Origin of the sequence: Sediminispirochaeta smaragdinae DSM 11293, from assembly GCF_000143985.1 — a bacterium.
GTDB lineage: Bacteria > Spirochaetota > Spirochaetia > DSM-16054 > Sediminispirochaetaceae > Sediminispirochaeta > Sediminispirochaeta smaragdinae.
In genome coordinates, this window is the sequence record NC_014364.1 from 3,694,088 (window position 1) to 3,713,671 (window position 19,584).

Sequence of the window (19,584 nt, forward strand, 5' to 3'; positions counted from 1 at the left end):
TGCATGACGAAAACCAATAGTGCCACGTCGGCAGAGATCGATACCAGGGAGCCGAAGCAGGGCAAGGAAACAGACAGAAGGGTGCTTTACGAGCAGATATACCGAGCAAACGCCCTTGTAGAGGCAGAAGAGGAAGCTAGCTTTTGCTTCTATCGCAGGCGATACCCAAAGCGGTAGTGAGTCAATACCGTCACTGCGAAAGCTGTCGGCGCATCTACTCCATTTCCGTCTCATGAATGACCGTCATAGTTTCGCGGGACAGCGTTCCGATGGCGGACACCGTTTCACTCATTCCCAGGACTGCGGTCATAACATCATGGTAGACCGTTTGGACCTCGGAGGAGAGGCTTTTCAGGCTCTCCAGAGAGGTAACGATCTGACTTCCTGCCGCCGACATTTCGTCCATCGTATGGATGATTGTCAGCATGCTTTCTGCCATGTCCTCAGATCCTTCAATAACCTGCTTCATGGATTGGGTTGTCTTCTGCGATACGGATGCCGTCGTATTGATCCGTTCCAGCATCTTATCAAGTGTCTGCTGAATAACCAAAGCGTTTTCCCCGCTCATATCGGCTAATCTTCGTATCTCTTCGGCAACTACGGCAAAGCCTTTTCCCGATTCTCCCGCATGAGCAGCCTCGATCGCGGCATTCATTGAAAGGAGGTTTGTATTCGATGCTACCTGATCAATGATATCGACAAAGTCTCCAATACCTTCGACAGATGCACTTAAACTCCCGATAGCCTCAATGGTCTCCTTCATTTCCTCATCACTGGACTGGGCGAATTCTTTCAAAGACGAGATGGATTCCCGTTTGCTACCGGACAAGACCGAAGTTTCATGTACGGACTGGATCATCTGTTCCACAGCACTTGATGATTCCTCTATTGCTTTAAACTGATCCTCGCTTTTTCGTTCGACATCCGCTGTGATCTCCTTGACATTGAGAATGAGGTGTTCTGCCTTCTCTATTTTCTCATGGAGGTTCCTTGCAAGATCTATCATCATATTCTGCTGCTTTGTCACAATTGCCTGCCGGTAGTGGTGACAATTTTCGGGTTTGTTAAGACCATTAAAGATGGCAAATGCCATGGCCTCACAGGTTCCGTAGCCGCAGGAGGCACAATTCAGAAAATCCTCTTCATTCTCTTTCAACATGCTTTTGTAGATTTGTTCAAGTTCCTCGGCATTGGGCGTTTTTAAAGAAAAATTATTCGAAAGATCGCGGTACTTTCGCCTGTACAGTCCCTCGTTCCAGTACTGTGAGATGATCTTATCAACTTTTTTCGCCTGGACCTTCGGTTTCAGAGGACCCTTGCCATATTTCCGGATGGCCTCGGATCTTCGTTTTTTTATAGGATACTCGATCTCGTCGGCATGTGCCTGGGAAAGCCCCGTCCCTGTTCCGCCGTTGCATCCAAGATCACAATTGAGGCAGTCCACAAGGCGCGGCTGCATCCCCTTATCAAGAACAGCCTTAAGCTCGGCAAGATACTCATACATCCCGGGAACACCCTCAATCTTCCTGATCCCCGAAAGGAGTTCGGGCGAAGAACGTTCCACCGTCTGCATCAGCCCTCCGGGCGTCGAAAACATGACAGCACGCTCGGCATCCGGGCCGGTAAAGTCGACCTCCGGATAAGAAGAAAGGGTAATCCCTTTAGCCTTCATATATGCTTTCAGCATAAGGAAGGTGACATTGTAGTCTCCCATCTTTGTTTCCGCAAATTCCCGTTTTTTTGCAATGCAGGGAGAAAGAACGGCAACGTTATGGTCTGCAAACTCTTTTCGATATTCCCGAATCATGGCAATGGTATGAAGCATAGGGCTGTGTGCCGGCGCAAGATAAGGGATGAGCTCCGGATGATATATTTCTATGTAGGTAACAATGGCAGGACAGGGCTGGGCTATGACAAGATCGGGATCATCCCTTTTGATATGATTGATATAGGAGGCAACGGTAAGCTCGGCCCCAAAGCTTACATCAAAAAAGGCCTCAATGCCTAAGGACCCTAAATACCCGTTCAGCCTGAGGTAAGAATCGGGGAAACTTGAAGCGACGGAAGGGGCAACGATGGCGATCATGGGCTCTTTGCGTGATAAGGCATCGAAAAAGGCCTCTGTATCGTCAACCACTGATCGCGCATTGTGCGTGCAGGCTTCTATGCATTTCCCGCACCCTATACAGAGGTCATGATGGATCGTTACGGTAGAGCCGCTTCCGTCAATGCAGTATTTAACCGGACAAGCAGCTATACAGGCATGGCAGTTTACACATTTACTTTCATCAATCTGTATTACTGGTGCAAGGCTCTGTTTCATTAAGAGCATTCCTCCGCATTAGATATGTTGGCAATGCATCAAAGCATAATCTATTGGGACCGGCCATGCTAAGGTTTTTGGTAACTTTTATTTTTATAAATATGGATCTACCTAACGCAAGAGGGAATAAATTCACTACCGCGATAACATATAGAGCAGATGTATCAGATCAGCGCCAGGTTTCCTACTTTCCCCGAACCATGAGCAGCGGAACGTCCGTCTCATGTTTCAGATAATCAGAGACGCTTCCGAACAAGATATCGGAAAAGGTTTTGTGGCCGTGGGTTGCCATGGCCACAAGATCGTAGTCACCTTCCCCTATTTCCTTCACCAATTCTTTTTCGGGTTCCCCACTCAAAAGGAGTTTTTCGGCATTGATTCCGGCATCGCGGAATTGCTTGAGTACCGGATCAAGAAAACGATCGGCCTTGGCCTTTAGAGCGCGGTCCTGGTCGATGGTATGAGAGTGAACGACATGGGCAAGGGTCACCCTGCCGTTTCCGCAACGGCTCATGTCGATGATCTTCGGAATAATGGCATGATCGACAAGGGAGCAATCCAAGAGTAACAAAATATGGGAAAAAGGACACATCAGGCGGCACCTCCCGTAAGGGTCGAATAGAGAAGATAGATATTCAGGCCAATGACGAGGAGAGAGATAGCCGAAGCCAGCAGGAATTCCGGCAATTTTGTCCTGAACACCCCCATAAGAGATTTCTTTCGACACAACAACAGCAAGGGCACCAGGGTAAAGGGAAGCTGGATGCTTAAAATCACCTGGCTGAATATCAAAATCTTGTAGGTATCGATTGCCGCCACAATGATGACGAAGGAGGGAATGGCCGTTATAAAGGTCGAAATACGATACAGCAGGGTTTTCGGGTCTTCGGGTTTTCCGAGGAAGCCCGTGATGACATTGACCTCGGCCATGGAAGAGGTTACCGAAGAACCGACACCGGAAAAAACAAGGGCAACGGCGAAAAGGAAAGCGGCAAAGCTTCCCGCCAAGGGCACCAAGGTTTTCGAAGCATCCTCGATGCTGGTTACTACAACACCGTTGCCGTGAAACACCCTTGCGGCGACTATGATCATTGCTGCGTTCACGACCAGACCAAGCAGCAGTGCGGAGAGGGTATCGATATGTTCATATTTCAAAAGAGAAAGCTTTTTCTCATCGTTTATTCCCCACTCCCTGGAGTGGATAACATTCGAATGGAGGAAGATATTATGAGGCATCACCACCGCGCCCAACATTGCCATGGCGATATAGATGCTGGAGGAATCAAGACGGGGAATCACAAGGGCCGGAAAGACCTCATGCCATACCGGTTTGACGATGGCAAGTTCCGCAACATAGCACAAGGCAATAATCCCCAGAAAAGCAACGATGATCTTCTCCAGCTGGTGATAACGCTGCCCCACGATCAGAAAAACCTCGAGGAAGACCGTCACAAGAGCCCCCAGCCAGAGAGGCAGTCCCAAAAGCAGATTGAAGCCGATCGCACCGCCCAAAAGTTCGGCAACATCGGTTGCGACACAGGCGGCAACGATCGAAATCCCCAGAAAAAAAGATACGGGTCGGGGAAAGCCATCACGAATATTGACCGCCAGAGACTTTCCCGTTGCAATGCCCAACTTCGCAGCCATATTCTGCACAACAATAAGCATCAGGGTGCTTAAAGAAATCACCCATAAAAGGCTATAGCCGAAGCGGGATCCACCCTCTATATTGGTGGCCCAGTTGCCGGGATCAATAAAGCCTACAGTCACAAGAAACCCCGGTCCCAGAAAGGCAAGAATTGTTTTGAATCGCTTTTTGATGCCCATAGCTACCTCGGCATCATTATGCTCTTAACATAGAGATTAGTGAATAGTAGTCTCCTCACGATTCGCTTTATCTTCACCAGATCCCATCAGCTCATACCCCGGCCTTAGATTCAATTCTCGAATTAATTTTCCGATTTCGTATTGAGAAAATAATGGTCGACCCAAAGGCAATCAGCAAAAACGCCAGACTGATGGGTCTGGTTACAAAGATAGACAGGCTGCCGTCAGACAGAATCAGGGCTCTCCTGAAATTCATTTCGGCAAGAGGACCGAGAACTATCCCAAGAAGAATAGGCACAAGTTGAAAATCAAGACGCCTTAGAAAATAGGCCAGTATCCCGAAGATATAAATGTAATAGACATCGTAGATACTATTATTGGTTGAGTAGGCGCCTGCAGTACAAAAAACAAGAACGATACATGCAAGGATCTCAAAGGGAATTCTGGTAATATGCGCATAGTATCTTGTAAGTACGCGACCGACGATCAATAAAGAAATGTTAACGATTATCAGGCCAATCATGATTGCATACAGGATATTCCCCTGTTCCTTGAATAACATCGGCCCGGGAACCATGCCGTGAATCATGAAGGCTCCCATGAGTATCGCAGTCGCGCCATCGCCGGGTACCCCAAGGGTAAGCATTGGAATCATGGTGGCACCACATGCACCGTTGTTTGCCGATTCAGAAGCGGCGACCCCTTCGATTTCCCCCTTTCCAAAGGTTTCGGGATGAGAAGAACTCTGCTTTGTTTGATTGTAAGAGATAAATCCGGCAAGCCCACCGCCGGTCCCCGGAGTCGCACCAATGATAACCCCAATGAGGGTCCCAATAGTAATTGGCCTTCTGCATCTCTTATACTCTTCCCTGGTTACCACACATTTGGTAATTGAATCGGCATCAACAACCTTACGGTCTGTCTTCGGATTGTACTTAGACTTCATGAGAATCTCAGAAATTGCAAATAAACCTATCAAAGCAATAATGAGGTCGATTCCCCGTCTGATATTGATATTTCCAAAGGTGAACCTCACGGCCCCGCTGATATTGTCCATGCCGATCGTCGAGACAAAAATTCCTATACAAGCACCCATGAGCCCTTTGAAGATATTCTTGTTGGATACACCGGCGATAACGGAGAGGCCAAATACGGACAAGGCAAGATACTCCGCAGGTCCGAAGAGAAGGGTTATCTTTGCAATTTGAGGAGCAGCGAAGAGAAGAACGAAGGCACTCACCAAGCCGCCGATAACAGACGCATGCAAAGCCATGGAAAGAGCCTTGTAGCCCTCCCCCCTTTGCGTCATCGGATAGCCGTCGAACAGGGTAGCGGCATTTGCCGAGGTCCCGGGCGTGTTTATCAGGATGGCAGTGATTGATCCACCGTAGGTACCGCCGACATATATCGCCAGTAGGATAATGATCGCAACGGAAGGTTCCATACCGTAGGTCAACGGAATACAAAGTATGATTCCAAGATCGGAAGTAAGCCCCGGAATAGCGCCGACAATAATTCCTATCACAAGGCCGACGGGAATGGCAAGGAGGACCTGCCAGCTTGCCAGTGTATGCAATCCATCCAAGAAAATTTCCACTTTGGATCCTCCTTCAAGGCAATGAGATATGTAACATGGTGGAAAACAGGAAATAGACTATGCCGACGACCGAAAGTGGAATTGCATAGTAAAACCATGTACGTGCCCCATAGTAACGAAGCACCGCAAACACCATACAAATAGTGGACGGTATGAAACCGAAGAATTTAAACAAAAAAACGAAGCCGATGATGATGAGAATATAGACGGAACTTCTTACCACATCTCGGTATTCCCTGGTATTCCGATACTCCTTATCCAGCTCTATCTCTCGCTTCGGAATAAAAAATAAGCCCTGAATAAGCAGAATGAACGAAAAAATGAATAACCCGCCAATTGCTATCCTGGGAAAGGTCTGGGCATTAATAGCCGTAGTCTCCATCGTCTTGACCTGGGAAGGAATCAAGAACCAAAAGAGTCCGGAAACTACGGTAAAAAGCCCTCCGGCTATCATCTCTGCATTAAATTTTATCTTCATAAGAAAATATTTCCATTTAGCATGTTGCCGGAGGATGGTCCACCGGCAACATAATCTGTTTATTTGATGAGATCGATGTATTCCTTCATTGCCCCTGTCTGAAGCCTTATATTCTCGAGGATCTGATCCTCAGTTGCTTCCCACGCTTCCATTCCGAGATCTTTCATGAATTTTTGGAAAGTCGGATCAGCATAGACGTCTCGGATAAATTGGGTAAGTACTGCTTGTTTGGCAGGATCAACGCTATTTCTTACCGCAAAATAATCCATTCCGATAAATTCCGCATCGACTCCCTGGGATTTAAATGAGGGAATGTGGCCGATCCCCTCCACATCAATGCCTTCAGGGATAAAAGTGCCAAGACAAGCCAGCTCTCCGCTTTTCACATAGTCCCTATATACCGGGGGGCTGCCGATTGCGATATCAACGTGGCCGCCGATAAGTGCATTGATCGCATCCTGGCCACCATTGTAGGGTACTGCTTGCGCATCAATGCCGAGCTTTTTAAAGAGCACAGCTATCATCGTATAGCTATCATTACCCGGTCCCCCGGTGGTCGCATACTTGATTCTCTTCCCGTTCTTGGCGGCTGTTATGAGTTCATTCAAATTGTGGATCTTACTGTAGGAAGGATTGCTAAGAACAACAAATTCGACTATCCGCATACCGATAAGCGGGGTAATGTCGTCAATGGTATAGGTAACATCCTGAAAGGCCGGGGTTAGGGAAAAAAGAGGACCGTTTGAGACCACCATTGTGTATCCGTCGTCCTTGGCAAGCATAAGCTCGTTCATCGCAATAGTACCGGCACCACCCGTCTTATTTTCCACAATCACAGGGACACCAAGATACTCTTCTCCATAGGATGCAACCTTCCTCGCGATGGTGTCCGGCCCCCCGCCAAGACTCCAGGGCATGATGATAGTCACCTGCTTACTGGGGAAGGCTTTTTCTTTTTCTGCCTGGCCTTCTGCAAAAAGGCTGCCAAAAGCGAAAAACAAGACACACATCAAAGCCAATACTCTTTTCATACGTCATCTCCTTGTTCTGTTTTTGACCAGTCAAATCTGACTGATATTTCTCTGTCATCAAGCCCAAGCAGGATTGCCTGGAAACCAGCATCAACGGCGAAATACGGAGTATATGAAACCTCATCGGTGAACAAAAACCGGAATTTCTTTCCGGAATCCGATAGTCTGTCGTAGACACTCCGGTTGGCACTATTGTTTCGTTTATCCGAGGAAGAACAGGTAACGATCAGACCACCGGTCAGATATTCTATAAGGGTCTCATCAATACTGTCCTCCTGGCCATGATGAGGCAATTTGAGAACGTTCCCATTTTTAGCAAAAAGCAATGTTTCCTTCCTCCAATTCGAAGGACAGTTATCCGCGGCAAGCAAAACACCTTTGTCTTTGTACGCTATCCCTATGACCAAGCTATAGGCGTTTGAACGTTCGTCAAGCTCGATGAGCTTATCGAGTACAGCATCGCTGTTCTCACGAAACACCTGCTCAACTTTCGCAGAATAGGCCGCCAGGGAAGCCCGTGACGGTTCAAGGACCCTAAGCACGGCCCCCTGGAATTCGATACAATCGCCGCTGGCGATCACTCGCTTTTCTACCGATGAGGCAAGTATTTCCTTGAAGGCATTCAGAGCCCGTGTATACAGTACGATGTTCCGCCTTTTCTCAGAAACAAGGGAGATGGTTTCCTTCCCTGCAATCGAGGGCAGGTACGGGACATAGACCACATCAACCTCAACGGCTTTAAGAACATCCGTCACTCCACAGACATGATCCTCATGAATATGGGTAAGAATGACGAAATCCAACTTCCCTATATTATTCTTTTTCAGGTAATCAAATAGACGAATTCGGTTCGCCCCTGTCGCATACTCTTCCTCCAAAGAACTTCCACCATCAATTAAAGCAGCATGCCCATTGTCCCTAAGCAGTATGGCATCTCCATACCCAACATTTACAAACGTTATCTCCATATCCTTCCCTATGATGTAGCCCTGACAAGCAAGGTTGTTTCCGAAAGTATGACCTCTTTCTCAGCCGCTTTGCCCTCAATAATCTCAATGAGCCGCTCGGAAGCAACCTTTCCTATTTCAAGCTTGTTGATCCTTACGGTTGAAAGCTCCGGTTCGACTATTTCGCTGTAGTCGCTATCGTCGAAACCGACTATTGCCAGATCCTCCGGAAGCTTGTAACCGGCGCGCAATGCAACCTTCATCGCCCCAATCGCAATTACATCATTTGTTGCAAAGATGGCAGTCGGCTCTCTTTTCTGGGCAAGTAGCTGCGTAGTACATTCCATTGAAGCCTCGAGACTCGGTTCCACACGCTTCACAAACCGCTCGTCAATCTCAAGGCCGTGCTTCTTCATGGTGTCGACAAAGGCACGGTATCTGGCGTTGTAGACGTTAGGAGAAAAATTACCTGATATGATTGCAATATCCACGTGTCCCCGCTGGATCAAATGCTCAACAGCCTGAACTGTACCATTGTAGTTATCAACCGCCACACAGACAAGATCATCCATATCAATGATATTGTTCAAAAGGACAACCGGTATATTTTGGCTTTTGAAACTTTCGATCGTCGCCTTATCGGTTTGGCCGCAGATAATCACTCCATCCATCTGCTTTTTCATATATACTTGCCCTGTAGAAATATGGATATCACTTTCCGATGCTATGAATACCGAATACCCCTTCTCCTTGCAGGTCCGCAAGACGCCTTCGAATACCGGGGAATAAAACGGGTTTAAGACAACAGGATATTGCTGGTCGGCAACAATAAAACCGATATTGTCGGTTTTTTTCCTGACCATGGCTCTGGCAATGGCATCAGGAGTGTAGTTGATCTCTTTTGCCGCTTTATAAATGATGGTTCGGGTCTTCTCTGAAACCTTCTCGGGTGAAGCGAAAGCACGGGAAATGGTAGTTTTTGAATAGCCGCAAAGCTTAGCAACATCCAATATTGTCGCCCCCATGCCGACTTCTCCTGATGAATATAAGGTTTCACAATGAGAACGTTCTCATTACATGCATTGTATCATGGATATGGGAAAGCGCAAGAAAATCTTGAGTAGTGTTTCGAATATTGGTGATCATAGGATCCCTCTTGACCTTTTTTCTTTCACCACATATTGTACCACATGGTTAAACAATAAAGTTTAACCATGTGGTAAACACGGAGGTACACATGTTCACATTATCTTCCGATAACGAGCCGTCGAAAGAGGAGCTCATCCTTGAGGCGGCCATGAAGGTTTTCATCGAAAAAGGATGGAGCGGAGCAAGAATGCAGGAAATTGCAGATCGGGCGGGAATCAATAAAACCCTTCTCCACTATTATTTCCGTTCAAAGGAAAATCTCTACAGACGGATTCTTCAGCAGGTCCTCACCTTTTTCTTTCGGCAGGCCAGCATCAACTACGATGAGGCTGATGACTTTGAGAGCTTTCTGAGGAAGGCGATTGCGGCAATTATCGACACGGCGAACGACAACCCACAGTTGCCTATATTCATCATGCAAGAACTTTCCCGTGGTGGCGCAACAGTGCGCGAGGTGCTGAGGGATGTTGTCGACCGAGAAGAGATGGTCCTACCCGAATTATTGATGTCGCGCGTTAGCCAGGCACTTGCGACCGGAACAATACGTCGGATCGATCCCATTCAATTCCTTCTCACCCTGATTGGAGGCTGTATCTACTTCTTTGTTGCCGAGCCTATCGCCATGGAGATCATTAAAAAACAAGATAGCGTCGGGGCGTTCGATCGGGCGGCCTTCATCGAAGAACGCAAGGAGGAAATTTTCAATGTTCTCTACTACGGTATCAAGGCGTAAGGCGGGTCTAAAACCGGCCTTCATGCGATGCAGACCGCCTGTTTCAATAGTACTCGGCATCTTTTTTTGTACCGTTATTACAAGTTTTGCCCAGACACCACAAGAGGCGATTGATCTTGCCCTTGCGCATGATAACGATATTGCGGCCGCTCGGGCAGGCAGGGTAGCAGCCGAATACGGAGCACAGGCAGCTGCTTACGACCGGCTCCCACAGCTGAGCCTCGGCAGCAGCTATCAATACAGGGCCCCGGACAATGAACTCGATCTTACTCTGCCTACAGGCAGTACGACGATAAACCTTTCCCGGAAACACAATATGGAACTATCGGCAGGCCTTCACTGGCTTCTTTTTTCCGGTTTTGCCGTAGAATCGAACATCGAGCAGCAGAGGTTGCAAAGCCTGCTTGCCGACAATGCGCTCCAATCGACGGAACTCGATGTTGCCTTCAAAACGATAAGCGCCTACCGAAATGTTCAGGCTACCCAGTTACAGCACAGCTCCCTTGCCTCTGGAAGAGAGCGGGCAAGAATTCAATTTGAGCAGGTGGAACATCTGAGGGAGCAAGGTATGGCAAACGAAGTCGATCTGCTATCCCTCAAATTGGCGCTTTTAGACTACGACCGCCAGCTTATGGAAACCGCTGCAAACATCGACAATGCCCGCCTGACCCTTGAAACGCTAACAGGCAGCAAGACATTCACCGTCCGACAGCCGCCCGCACAGCTCCCTTCTCTGGTGGTTCCAGAACTGCACATCGAACAGCTGTATCAGATGCAGGCGTTTCGCATCCGCCAGGAGATGGCAAGAAACCAGCAACGACTCACAGACTCCGCGAGGCTACCCACATTTTCGGTGGATTCCCTACTCCATTATGGAAAACCAGGAACGAATTCCGTCGAAGACGAGTGGATGTTCTACGGCACAATAGGGCTTTCGCTAAACTGGTCGTGCAACTGGGGAGGCAACAGGCTTGCATCGGCCGGTGCAAGAGCGGCAGTAACCCAGGCTGATGCAAATAGCCGGGCAGTCAGACAGCAGTTGGAGCAGCTGTACAAAGAGGAAGTCCGCCGCTACATCAGTATGGACAGTGAGCTCGCCATACTGAAACAAGCCTTTGACGTTACTTCGAAAAAGATGGAGATCATCCAAGTACAATACAAGGAAGGAATGGCTTCGGTAACGGACTTCAACGATGCGAACCTTGCTCTCACCCAGGCTGAACTTCGCTACCGCAGTCAGATCCTTGCAATTCTGCTGGAATTGAATCGTATCGAGCTGTTAAGCGGAAAACCAATCGAACAATGGAGCGTTTCACAATGATCATACAGGCTTCAAAGCGAATACTTACCGTCCTCTTGCCCCTGATGCTTATAGCCGGCTGTGGGAACGGAAATGAAGAACAGAGTTTTAGCGGACAGACCGACAGCGACACGATTGTACTCTCCTCCCAGAGTGCGGGTATCATTACATCGGTCCTCGTCGACGAAGGCACCAGCGTCGAAAAGGGGGATCTCCTTGCCGAGATCGACACCGAAAGGTTGGAGCTGCAGCGCCAGCAGCAGGCGGCCCAGCTCGATGGTATCGAGGCCCGAATACAGGCCGCCCTCTCCCAGATCGATCAAGCCAAGGAGGAACTATCACTCAGCGAGGAGACCCTTGCCAAAACCGAAAAGCTTCTGCCGCAGGGGGGAGCAACTCAGCAGAGAAGGGACGAGCTGGCCACCCAGGTAGGGGTCGGCAGGTCGAAGATACGGGGGCTTAAGGCCAACTACGACCTGCTGCAGGCACAGAAGAAAGAACTTCTTGCCGGCATGAAACTCACCAACATAGCCATCCGCGACTCGTCGATAAGCGCCCCCATAGACGGAGTGGTCCTGAATCGCTTTCATGAAGCAGGAGAGCTGGCCGCCACAGGAACGCCTCTTTTCGAACTTGCCGATCTCTCCTCGCTTACCGTTAAGATCTATGTCCCCCTTGCCCAGCTGCCGGCGCTTCGCATCGGAAGCGAGGTTTCGATCATGGTGACGGGAAGCGAAAAAAGGTTGACGGGCAAGGTCGAACAGATAGCCGACGAGTCGGAATTCACCCCAAAGACGATTCTTACCAAGGAAACCCGCGAAACCCTGGTCTACGAGGTAAAGATTAGTGTTCCGAATCCTGGTGGTCTGCTGAAGATAGGAATGCCGGTAGATGTGTACCTCTGAAAAAGAAGCAACGGCCGCCCTCGAAGCCCGGGCCGTTTCAAAAGGGTACGGAGCGATCAAGGCACTCAGCAGGGTCTCCTTTTCCGTAGAAAAAAGCACAATCTTCGGTCTGATCGGCCCGGACGGAGGGGGAAAGACCACCCTCATACGTGCATTCGTCTCTTTACTCACCCTGGACGAAGGAGAACTCTACTTTCAGGGAAGGAGGGTGAATAAAAGTGCCGACTTCGTCCGATCTCATGTCGGTTACATGCCGCAGCGTTTCAGCCTCTATCAGGATCTGAGCGTGGAAGAAAATCTGCGCTTCTTCGGTCGGCTTTTCGGAGTCGAACGGAGAGATCTTGAAAAACGCATTCAAAGGCTGTACGAATTCTCCGGTCTCGGAAGTTTTACGAAACGCAGGGCAGGCGCCCTCTCCGGCGGGATGAAGCAAAAGCTCGCCCTCTCCTGCATGCTGGTCCATGCTCCGGAGATTATCATTCTTGATGAGCCTACCTTTGGCGTCGACCCTGTTTCGCGGAACGATTTCTGGGCGATCCTTACCTCGCTGCGCGATGAGGGCACGACTATCCTCGTCAGTACCGCATACATGGACGAGGCCTATCTTTGCGACATGGTGGGCCTGATGTTCGGCGGAAAGCTTCTGGCAGTCGATGAACCGAATAGGCTCAAATCCTATTACGAGGTTCCCCTCTACCGTGCAGAAGGAGCTAAAGCACATCAAATCTACCGGTTTCTCGACGAAAGCGGTCTCTGCGACCAGTGTAATCTATTCGGCGACGGTGTTCACTTTACCTTGAAGAAGGCTGAGGATTCGAAGCATATCGAAACGCTCATCCAAAGCACTTCGTATACGGTCGACAATATCGTTCGGATAGAACCGGGGATTGAGGACCTGTTTCTCCTCCTTATGGAAACGAAAGGAAGTTATACATGATAGAGGGAAAAAACATGGAGGAAAGATCCGCCGTCGATGTCGACGGGCTGACACGTCGCTTCGGCGATTTCATTGCGGTAAATGGAATTTCCTTCCAGGTTGCGAAGGGAGAAATCTTCGGATTCCTCGGTGCGAACGGAGCAGGCAAGACAACGACCATTCGTATGCTTTGCGGCTTACTCTCGCCCACCGGCGGAAGCGGAAGGGTCGCCGGTTTCGATATCAGCAGTGAGTACGAGAAGATAAAGGAACGTATCGGCTACATGAGCCAGAAATTCAGTCTATACGAAGACCTCACGGTCATGGAGAATATCGAATTCTACGGTGGAATCTACGGCCTCGGCCGCAATGAAGTGATCGAACGGAGTAGAGAACTTTTTGCGATTATCGGCCTTAACGAACATGCGGACCAACTGGCAGCCTCCCTGCCCATGGGATGGAAGCAACGCATGGCATTGTGCGCCAGCCTGCTTCATGATCCGGACATCATTTTTCTCGACGAGCCGACAAGCGGTGTCGATCCCGTGGCACGGCGTAGCTTTTGGCTGCTCATCTATCAGCTTGCAGAAACCGGTAAAACGATATTCGTCACGACACACTATATGGATGAGGCGGAGTATTGTAATCGCCTGGCGATCATGAAGCGGGGTGAGATTATCGAATTGTCGGGCCCGCAGGAGTTGAAGAAACGTTACGGAGTAGGTTCCATGCAGGAAGTATTTCTCGAAGCCGTACGGGAGAAAAAGATATGAAGAGTTCGATTCCGGCGATCGTCGGGAAGGAGATTGTCCACATTCTCAGGGACAAGCAAAGTCTTTTTATGGTTCTTACCATGCCTGTCCTCATGTTGCTGCTGTACGGCTACGCCATCACCCTCGACATGCAACGTATCAATATCATGGTCGTCGACAATTCCGGCACGCCACAGAGCCGGGAGCTGATCCGCCACGTTTCTTCAACCGATTTCTTCCGGATAAGCAAGGTGGACAGCGGCATTCACGACATCAATACCCTGTTTCAAAGCAGGATGGCCCAGTGTGTTCTTTTTATCCCCGGCGATTACGCCGAAAGCATAATTTCAGGCCGACAGGCAGACCTTCAACTCGTGATCGATGCAAGCGATCCCAATGCGGCAAGCTTCATCCAGAATTACATGGGAAAGGTGACCGCAGAGGAGATGATAAGGCGTAACGGAACAGAGGCAGGACTCTTTTCCATAGAGCCGAGGATCTTCTACAACCCGGATATGCGGTCGGCACCATTCTTCATTCCCGGACTTATCGCCCTCATCCTTATCCTGATAAGCGCCCTTCTGACAAGCATCGCCATCGTACGGGAAAAGGAGAGCGGGACCATGGAGCAGCTTTTAGTCAGCCCGGTAAAGCCGTCTCAGATCATCATCGGCAAGGTCCTCCCCTACACCCTCCTCGGCTTTGTCGATGGGCTCATTATCCTGGTTCTCGGCAGCCTCCTTTTCGATGTTCCGATTCAGGGATCCTTCCTGCTTGTCGCCTGTATGATGTTGATCTATGTCGTAACAGGACTCAGTCTCGGCATACTGGTATCGACGATCTCCCAAAGTCAATCGGTGGCGATGCTTGCGGCCATCACCCTGACCATCCTTCCTTCCATGCTGATGAGCGGCTTTATCTTTCCCATCAGCAGCATGCCCCGGGCATTTCAATACTTCAGCAGGATCGTACCGGCAACCTATTTTATCGAGATCATTCGGGGAATCGTTCTGAAGGGAAACGGCATCGCACAAATCTATCGGCAGGCAGCCGTGCTGCTTGGCATAGATATCTTTCTCATCACGGTAAGTATCAGAGCATTTCGAATTCGCTTGGAGTAGATCATGAGACGAATCATCGCGGTCGTACGGAAAGAGTTCAGGCAGATCCGCCGAACCAAGGCATATATCGGCATTATTTTTATCGCACCCTTCATGCAATTGCTGATTATGGGATCGGCCATCACCAATGAGGTAAAACATATTCCTTCAGCGGTTTTGGATCTTGATCGCTCTCCGCACAGCAGAGAGGTGATCGAAGCGTTTAAGGCAGTGAATCTTTTCGATTATCTCGGTGAGGTCCAGTCACGGCTGGAGGCAACAGCAGAGATGGACGATGGCCGCCTCAAGCTTGTGCTCGTAATCCCCCGGCATTTTGAGCGTGATCTCTCCAGGGGGATACGGCCCGGCATTCAGGTCCTTATCGACGGGGTGGATGGTAACTCGGCGGGAATCACTCTAGGATACATCAATTCGGTACTTGCGAAGGTCCAACATGATTGGGCACTCCACACAGCAGGACAAGGCGCCGCGTCCATCAATCTGATCCCGCGCATGCTCTATAATCCCAATCTCGACAGCACCCTCAACTTCGTTCCCGGTCTCATCGGTATCCTTCTGGTCATGATGACAACCATGCTTACCGCCCTCAATATCGTTCGGGAAAAAGAGATCGGAACACTGGAGCAGCTCATGGTGACCCCGCTGGAAGGGTGGCAGCTGATCATCGGTAAGATCATTCCCTTTACCGTCCTGGGCTTCCTGCAGTTTACCATCGGTGTGCTTGCCGCCCGGATCATCTTCGCAATCCCATTACGCGGCAGCCTGCCCCTCCTCTATGCGATGGTCGGCCTCTTTTTTCTCTCGACCATGGGGCTGGGGATTTTTGTTTCGACCATAACGCAAACCCAGCAGCAGGCGATGTTCGTCGCCTATTTCATCATCATTTTTATGCTTCTGCTTTCCGGATTTTTTGTTCCGATTCAAAACATGCCGATATTCGTCCAGTACCTCACCTTGATTAATCCTCTACGCTACTTCATAAATGTCCTTCGGGAAATCTACCTTAAGGCGACCCCCTTCCGTTACCTCTGGAGAGAGGCAGCAGCAATGGGCGGCATAGGACTTACCTTGCTCATCGGAGCCGCCCTGCGCTTTCATAAGAGGTTGGGGTGAAATCTGATTCTTCGCCATTAACTGCATGATAGTATAATGCACTATCTACCGGGAAAGTACTCTCCACCAGACGTGAAAAATATTTCAAATATGATGCAGAAAACAGAGAGAGAAAACCATATTGGGCTGATACGTTACATTTACCTATAAGCGAGTTTCGAAGCGTTTCATAATACCTTTTACGGTGCCGTTCCAAGAATTCCCAACGCGGTTTTTTTATCTGTCACAAGAATATCAATAAATCCACCTTTTAAAGCAGCCTTAATCGCCGACACCTTATCCTTACCACAGGCAAGAGCAATAACATTCTTAACAGATCTCAATGCCGCTACAGAAAATGCAATAACTCGTCGATTTAAACTGCATTCAATAACGGCCCCTTCACTATTGAGTTGCTGGCCACAGATTGTACAAACAGCCTTTGGAGAAATGATGTTATCAGCATCACCTTTGTCCAAAAGCCCCTGTTCATATAAGGCATTTATTTCGTAATGATTTGAACCAATTCCAATGATTGCTATGTCGATCTTATACATCATTTGCAGAGTTTCTTGTACTTCGGGTTCTGCAACAAGCATCTCTTTCAACTGCTCGTTTTTTACAAGAAACGGTGCATGTATGAGGTAAGCTTTTGCCCCAAGTTTAGTGGCAAGCGTGTCGACAAGATTGATGCCATCGGTTTTAAAGGGCCTTGCCTGGCTACCGCCAACCAGCTGAACCACACTAACATTTTGATGATAAGAAGTCGGCATATTGGAAACAAAATGATAAAGTGTAGTTCCTAAAGAAATGCCGATGCCTGCTCCATCTTCAAGAAGTCTATCGACGATGGCAGCTCCACTTTTACCCACCTGAATCATTGCCTCTTCATTGTTTATGGTATCGGGAATGACTGTCACATCTTTGAGGTTGAAGCGGCTTTTCAAATCAAGAGCAAGAAACGTTTCATAGGATGATTCATTATTGATTTTTATCTCAACAATCTTCTTTTCCCTGCAAAGTCGTAGCATCCGTGCAATATTGGCTCTGGAAGTATTCATCTCTTTGGCAATATCTTTCTGTGAAATATTATCCACGTAATACATATATGCAACTTTCACAAGCTGATCGTTGTTCATTCCCTTTCCTTTATGTAATTATTGATAATACTCAGGTTCTTTTCAACGGAATGTCCTGTATCAACGGCAAGATAATCGCCTATAAGAGGTTCAAATTCCTCTTTCAGGCTTTGGTAACGATGAAATGTACGTCGATCTTTTCTGTCGATAATGCCTTCACCGCCAAGGCGCACCTTAACGATTTGATCATCGACATAGCAAAGAACAAAAATGATTTTCTGCGACAGGGTTTCTGCCAAGCTCTTTATTGCTTCCCGTTGTGTACGCTTGGAAAAGGGCCTGCCATCCATGATAAAAACACGCGTTGGATCCTTCTTTGCAAGATAGGTCAAAAGCTCACCAGCCACCAAACTGGCAAATTGGTTTTGCTCATCACTGTAATCCAGTTCAGCATTTTCAAACATCCTGTCACGCAAAATATCACGATTTATTACTCTATAGCTATACCGTTTTGAAAGCTCATCAGCAAGGTAGCTTTTCCCAACGGCTGGTAGACCACAGAAAACAACAATCATATTCACATCCTACCACTATGCTCTGCCGGCAGAGCCGAAAAGCTCCATTCTGTTGCCAACTCTTTCCGCAATCTCATTCCGCATGGCTTTGAAGGCGATGCGGGGATCCCCTGGTGCAGAGGCCTCATTAGGATAAAGAGAAAGGAAGGTATCGGTAATGGCCCTTCTAAGCAAGGTATCAATATTGATCTTCGATACCCCCATGCTGATAGAGATCATAATATCAGGGTCAGGCACACTGGTACCTCCATGCATAACAATAGGGACTTGGGATTTATCAGCGATTTCCTTCAGCAGTTTGATATCGGGGTTGGAGTAACCGGACAATCTACCGGGAGTATTTCCAAAGGAGAAGGCCAGATAATCAATATCCGTCGATTCAACAAAAATCTTAACCTCTTCAGGATTTGTTTTTTCCTGAGATTCATCGCCGGTTTCTTCATCCCAGGTAACGCCGATCTGTGCCTCAACACCGATCCCATGGCTCTTGCAGAAATGAACAACAGGAATGACCTGCTCAATATTCTCCTTCAGAGGCAGGGTTGAAGTATCAATCATAACCGACTTGAACCCAATGTTGACACAGTTTTTAACCGTCTCAAAATCTTTTCCATGATCAAGATGAAACCATAAAGGGATGTCGGCAACCTTTTCGGCAGTACGAACCAAGCCCTCGATGTATGAATATCCAAGATGGCGGATGGTTCCATTGGAAATTCCCAAAAGAACCGGAGAGCGTTTTTCTTCAGCGGCGGAAATCACTCCCATCATTGTTTCTAAATTAGATATATTGAATTGACCTATAGCCCAGTGCTCATGATACGCCCTTTTGATCATTTCCTGAATTCGATTCTCATTTGACATTAGCTTCTCCTTGTTGTAGTGCATTCATAATGGTTATTGCGGCTCCAAGAATCGGCCCTTTGGCTCCGAATCGCCCCTTTTGAATTGAAACGTTTCTTACGATTGAAAAAAGATATTCTTTGGTTTTTTTAGTGAGTCTATCCATATTAGGCCACTCTTGAGAGACTGCCCCACCTCCGATAATGGTGTATGTATAATCCAGAAGGGTATAGGCATACGACAATGCCAATGCCAGTTTGTCCTCTCCTTCTTCGAGAAGATTCTGACAATTCTTATCCCCCCGACTGGCAAGGAATTCTATTTCCTTCCCATCATAGAGATAACCGGTTTTTCGGCTCAGGCCTCCCCCTGAAGAATGTGCAGCAAGACATCCGCGTTTTCCGCAGGAACATTCCCCATCTTCAGAACAATGGAGATGGCCGATGGCTGTGGCACCGTTATCGAGTCCCTTCCATATCGACCCCTGAAGCAAAAAAACATGGCCGATACCGGTGCCGATGGAAAGATACAGAAAGGTATCAAGGTCTTTCCCTACTCCGATACGCCATTCGGCTATGGCTCCACACACCGAATCGATCTCAATAACAACAGGAAGACGGAAATAACCTTCAAGCTGTTTTGCGAGATTAAGATCCTGTAATTTCGTGTTAAGGCTCTTTCGAATCAAGCCATCCTTTTCCACCGTTCCGGCAATGGAAATACCAATACCGGAGACTTCATTACCGACCATCTTACTTTTCTCCAGCACCGGCATTAAAAGATCAATAATACGTTCTGTCGATAAAACATCGGTGGCGTTGATATGCAGATATGTCTCAAATGAAGAATTAAATGAATCGTCGAAACAGGCTACCTTGGCCGCCGTTCCTCCAATGTCCAAAGCTATTACATGCAT

General features: G+C 48.2%; 20 protein-coding genes. 8 read left to right on the forward strand and 12 right to left on the reverse strand.

Features of this window, described 5'->3' with window-relative positions:
* Positions 1-3 precede the first annotated feature (3 nt).
* Positions 4-177 (forward strand): hypothetical protein, encoded by a 174-nt coding sequence (locus tag SPIRS_RS22545; RefSeq protein ID WP_171814783.1) that lies wholly within the window; start codon positions 4-6, stop codon positions 175-177.
* Between the two features lie 37 nt (positions 178-214).
* Here SPIRS_RS22545 and SPIRS_RS17325 read toward each other — a convergent pair whose 3' ends face one another.
* The 8 genes from SPIRS_RS17325 to SPIRS_RS17360 form a co-directional block, all read right to left on the reverse strand.
* Entirely contained in the window at positions 215-2,323 is a 2,109-nt protein-coding gene (locus SPIRS_RS17325; protein WP_013255981.1) for a [Fe-Fe] hydrogenase large subunit C-terminal domain-containing protein, read from the reverse strand.
* A gap of 184 nt (positions 2,324-2,507) precedes the next feature.
* Positions 2,508-2,915, reverse strand: coding sequence for a universal stress protein (locus tag SPIRS_RS17330; protein WP_013255982.1), 408 nt, complete (start codon positions 2,913-2,915; stop codon positions 2,508-2,510).
* Positions 2,915-4,150 (reverse strand): Nramp family divalent metal transporter, encoded by a 1,236-nt coding sequence (locus SPIRS_RS17335; RefSeq protein WP_013255983.1) that lies wholly within the window; start codon positions 4,148-4,150, stop codon positions 2,915-2,917. Before SPIRS_RS17335 ends, SPIRS_RS17330 begins: the two co-directional genes overlap by 1 nt.
* Before the next feature lie 91 nt (positions 4,151-4,241).
* Positions 4,242-5,747, reverse strand: coding sequence for a tripartite tricarboxylate transporter permease (locus SPIRS_RS17340; RefSeq protein ID WP_013255984.1), 1,506 nt, complete (start codon positions 5,745-5,747; stop codon positions 4,242-4,244).
* A gap of 13 nt (positions 5,748-5,760) precedes the next feature.
* Positions 5,761-6,225: a tripartite tricarboxylate transporter TctB family protein gene (locus tag SPIRS_RS17345; RefSeq protein ID WP_013255985.1), complete on the reverse strand. Its 465-nt coding sequence runs from the start codon at positions 6,223-6,225 to the stop codon at positions 5,761-5,763.
* 59 nt (positions 6,226-6,284) lie between these two features.
* Entirely contained in the window at positions 6,285-7,256 is a 972-nt protein-coding gene (locus tag SPIRS_RS17350; protein WP_013255986.1) for a tripartite tricarboxylate transporter substrate binding protein, read from the reverse strand.
* Positions 7,253-8,224: a ComEC/Rec2 family competence protein gene (locus SPIRS_RS17355; protein WP_013255987.1), complete on the reverse strand. Its 972-nt coding sequence runs from the start codon at positions 8,222-8,224 to the stop codon at positions 7,253-7,255. The genes SPIRS_RS17350 and SPIRS_RS17355 overlap by 4 nt, the downstream gene beginning before the upstream one ends.
* Before the next feature lie 8 nt (positions 8,225-8,232).
* The gene (locus SPIRS_RS17360) at positions 8,233-9,228 is read right to left on the reverse strand and encodes a LacI family DNA-binding transcriptional regulator (RefSeq protein ID WP_013255988.1); all 996 of its coding nucleotides are present in this window, start codon (positions 9,226-9,228) and stop codon (positions 8,233-8,235) included.
* 212 nt (positions 9,229-9,440) lie between these two features.
* On the opposite strand from SPIRS_RS17360, the gene SPIRS_RS17365 reads away from it, so the two are divergent.
* The 7 genes from SPIRS_RS17365 to SPIRS_RS17395 are packed head-to-tail and all read left to right on the forward strand — an operon-like array spanning position 9,441 to position 16,192.
* The gene (locus tag SPIRS_RS17365) at positions 9,441-10,085 is read left to right on the forward strand and encodes a TetR/AcrR family transcriptional regulator (RefSeq protein WP_013255989.1); all 645 of its coding nucleotides are present in this window, start codon (positions 9,441-9,443) and stop codon (positions 10,083-10,085) included.
* The gene (locus tag SPIRS_RS17370; protein WP_013255990.1) at positions 10,057-11,406 is read left to right on the forward strand and encodes a TolC family protein; all 1,350 of its coding nucleotides are present in this window, start codon (positions 10,057-10,059) and stop codon (positions 11,404-11,406) included. Before SPIRS_RS17365 ends, SPIRS_RS17370 begins: the two co-directional genes overlap by 29 nt.
* On the forward strand, positions 11,403-12,290 hold the full coding sequence (locus SPIRS_RS17375; RefSeq protein ID WP_013255991.1) for an HlyD family secretion protein: 888 nt from the start codon (positions 11,403-11,405) through the stop codon (positions 12,288-12,290). The genes SPIRS_RS17370 and SPIRS_RS17375 overlap by 4 nt, the downstream gene beginning before the upstream one ends.
* The gene (locus SPIRS_RS17380; RefSeq protein ID WP_013255992.1) at positions 12,277-13,227 is read left to right on the forward strand and encodes an ABC transporter ATP-binding protein; all 951 of its coding nucleotides are present in this window, start codon (positions 12,277-12,279) and stop codon (positions 13,225-13,227) included. The genes SPIRS_RS17375 and SPIRS_RS17380 overlap by 14 nt, the downstream gene beginning before the upstream one ends.
* Positions 13,224-13,979 carry an ABC transporter ATP-binding protein gene (locus tag SPIRS_RS17385; protein WP_013255993.1) on the forward strand — a complete coding sequence of 252 codons (756 nt, stop codon included), beginning with the start codon at positions 13,224-13,226 and terminating at the stop codon, positions 13,977-13,979. Before SPIRS_RS17380 ends, SPIRS_RS17385 begins: the two co-directional genes overlap by 4 nt.
* Positions 13,976-15,079, forward strand: a complete 1,104-nt coding sequence (locus SPIRS_RS17390) for an ABC transporter permease (RefSeq protein WP_013255994.1) — start codon at positions 13,976-13,978, stop codon at positions 15,077-15,079. Before SPIRS_RS17385 ends, SPIRS_RS17390 begins: the two co-directional genes overlap by 4 nt.
* A 3-nt stretch (positions 15,080-15,082) precedes the next feature.
* Positions 15,083-16,192 carry an ABC transporter permease gene (locus SPIRS_RS17395; protein ID WP_013255995.1) on the forward strand — a complete coding sequence of 370 codons (1,110 nt, stop codon included), beginning with the start codon at positions 15,083-15,085 and terminating at the stop codon, positions 16,190-16,192.
* Between the two features lie 179 nt (positions 16,193-16,371).
* On the opposite strand, the gene SPIRS_RS17400 is transcribed toward SPIRS_RS17395, so the two are convergent.
* From SPIRS_RS17400 to SPIRS_RS17415, 4 genes are read right to left on the reverse strand one after another with little or no spacing between them, the layout of a single operon-like run.
* Positions 16,372-17,310, reverse strand: a complete 939-nt coding sequence (locus SPIRS_RS17400; protein WP_013255996.1) for a sugar-binding transcriptional regulator — start codon at positions 17,308-17,310, stop codon at positions 16,372-16,374.
* Entirely contained in the window at positions 17,307-17,825 is a 519-nt protein-coding gene (locus tag SPIRS_RS17405; protein ID WP_013255997.1) for an AAA family ATPase, read from the reverse strand. Before SPIRS_RS17405 ends, SPIRS_RS17400 begins: the two co-directional genes overlap by 4 nt.
* 15 nt (positions 17,826-17,840) lie before the next feature.
* Positions 17,841-18,689, reverse strand: a complete 849-nt coding sequence (locus tag SPIRS_RS17410) for a class II fructose-bisphosphate aldolase (RefSeq protein ID WP_013255998.1) — start codon at positions 18,687-18,689, stop codon at positions 17,841-17,843.
* A complete protein-coding gene (locus SPIRS_RS17415) occupies positions 18,679-19,584 on the reverse strand; it encodes an ROK family protein (RefSeq protein ID WP_013255999.1) in 906 nt (301 codons plus the stop codon). Before SPIRS_RS17415 ends, SPIRS_RS17410 begins: the two co-directional genes overlap by 11 nt.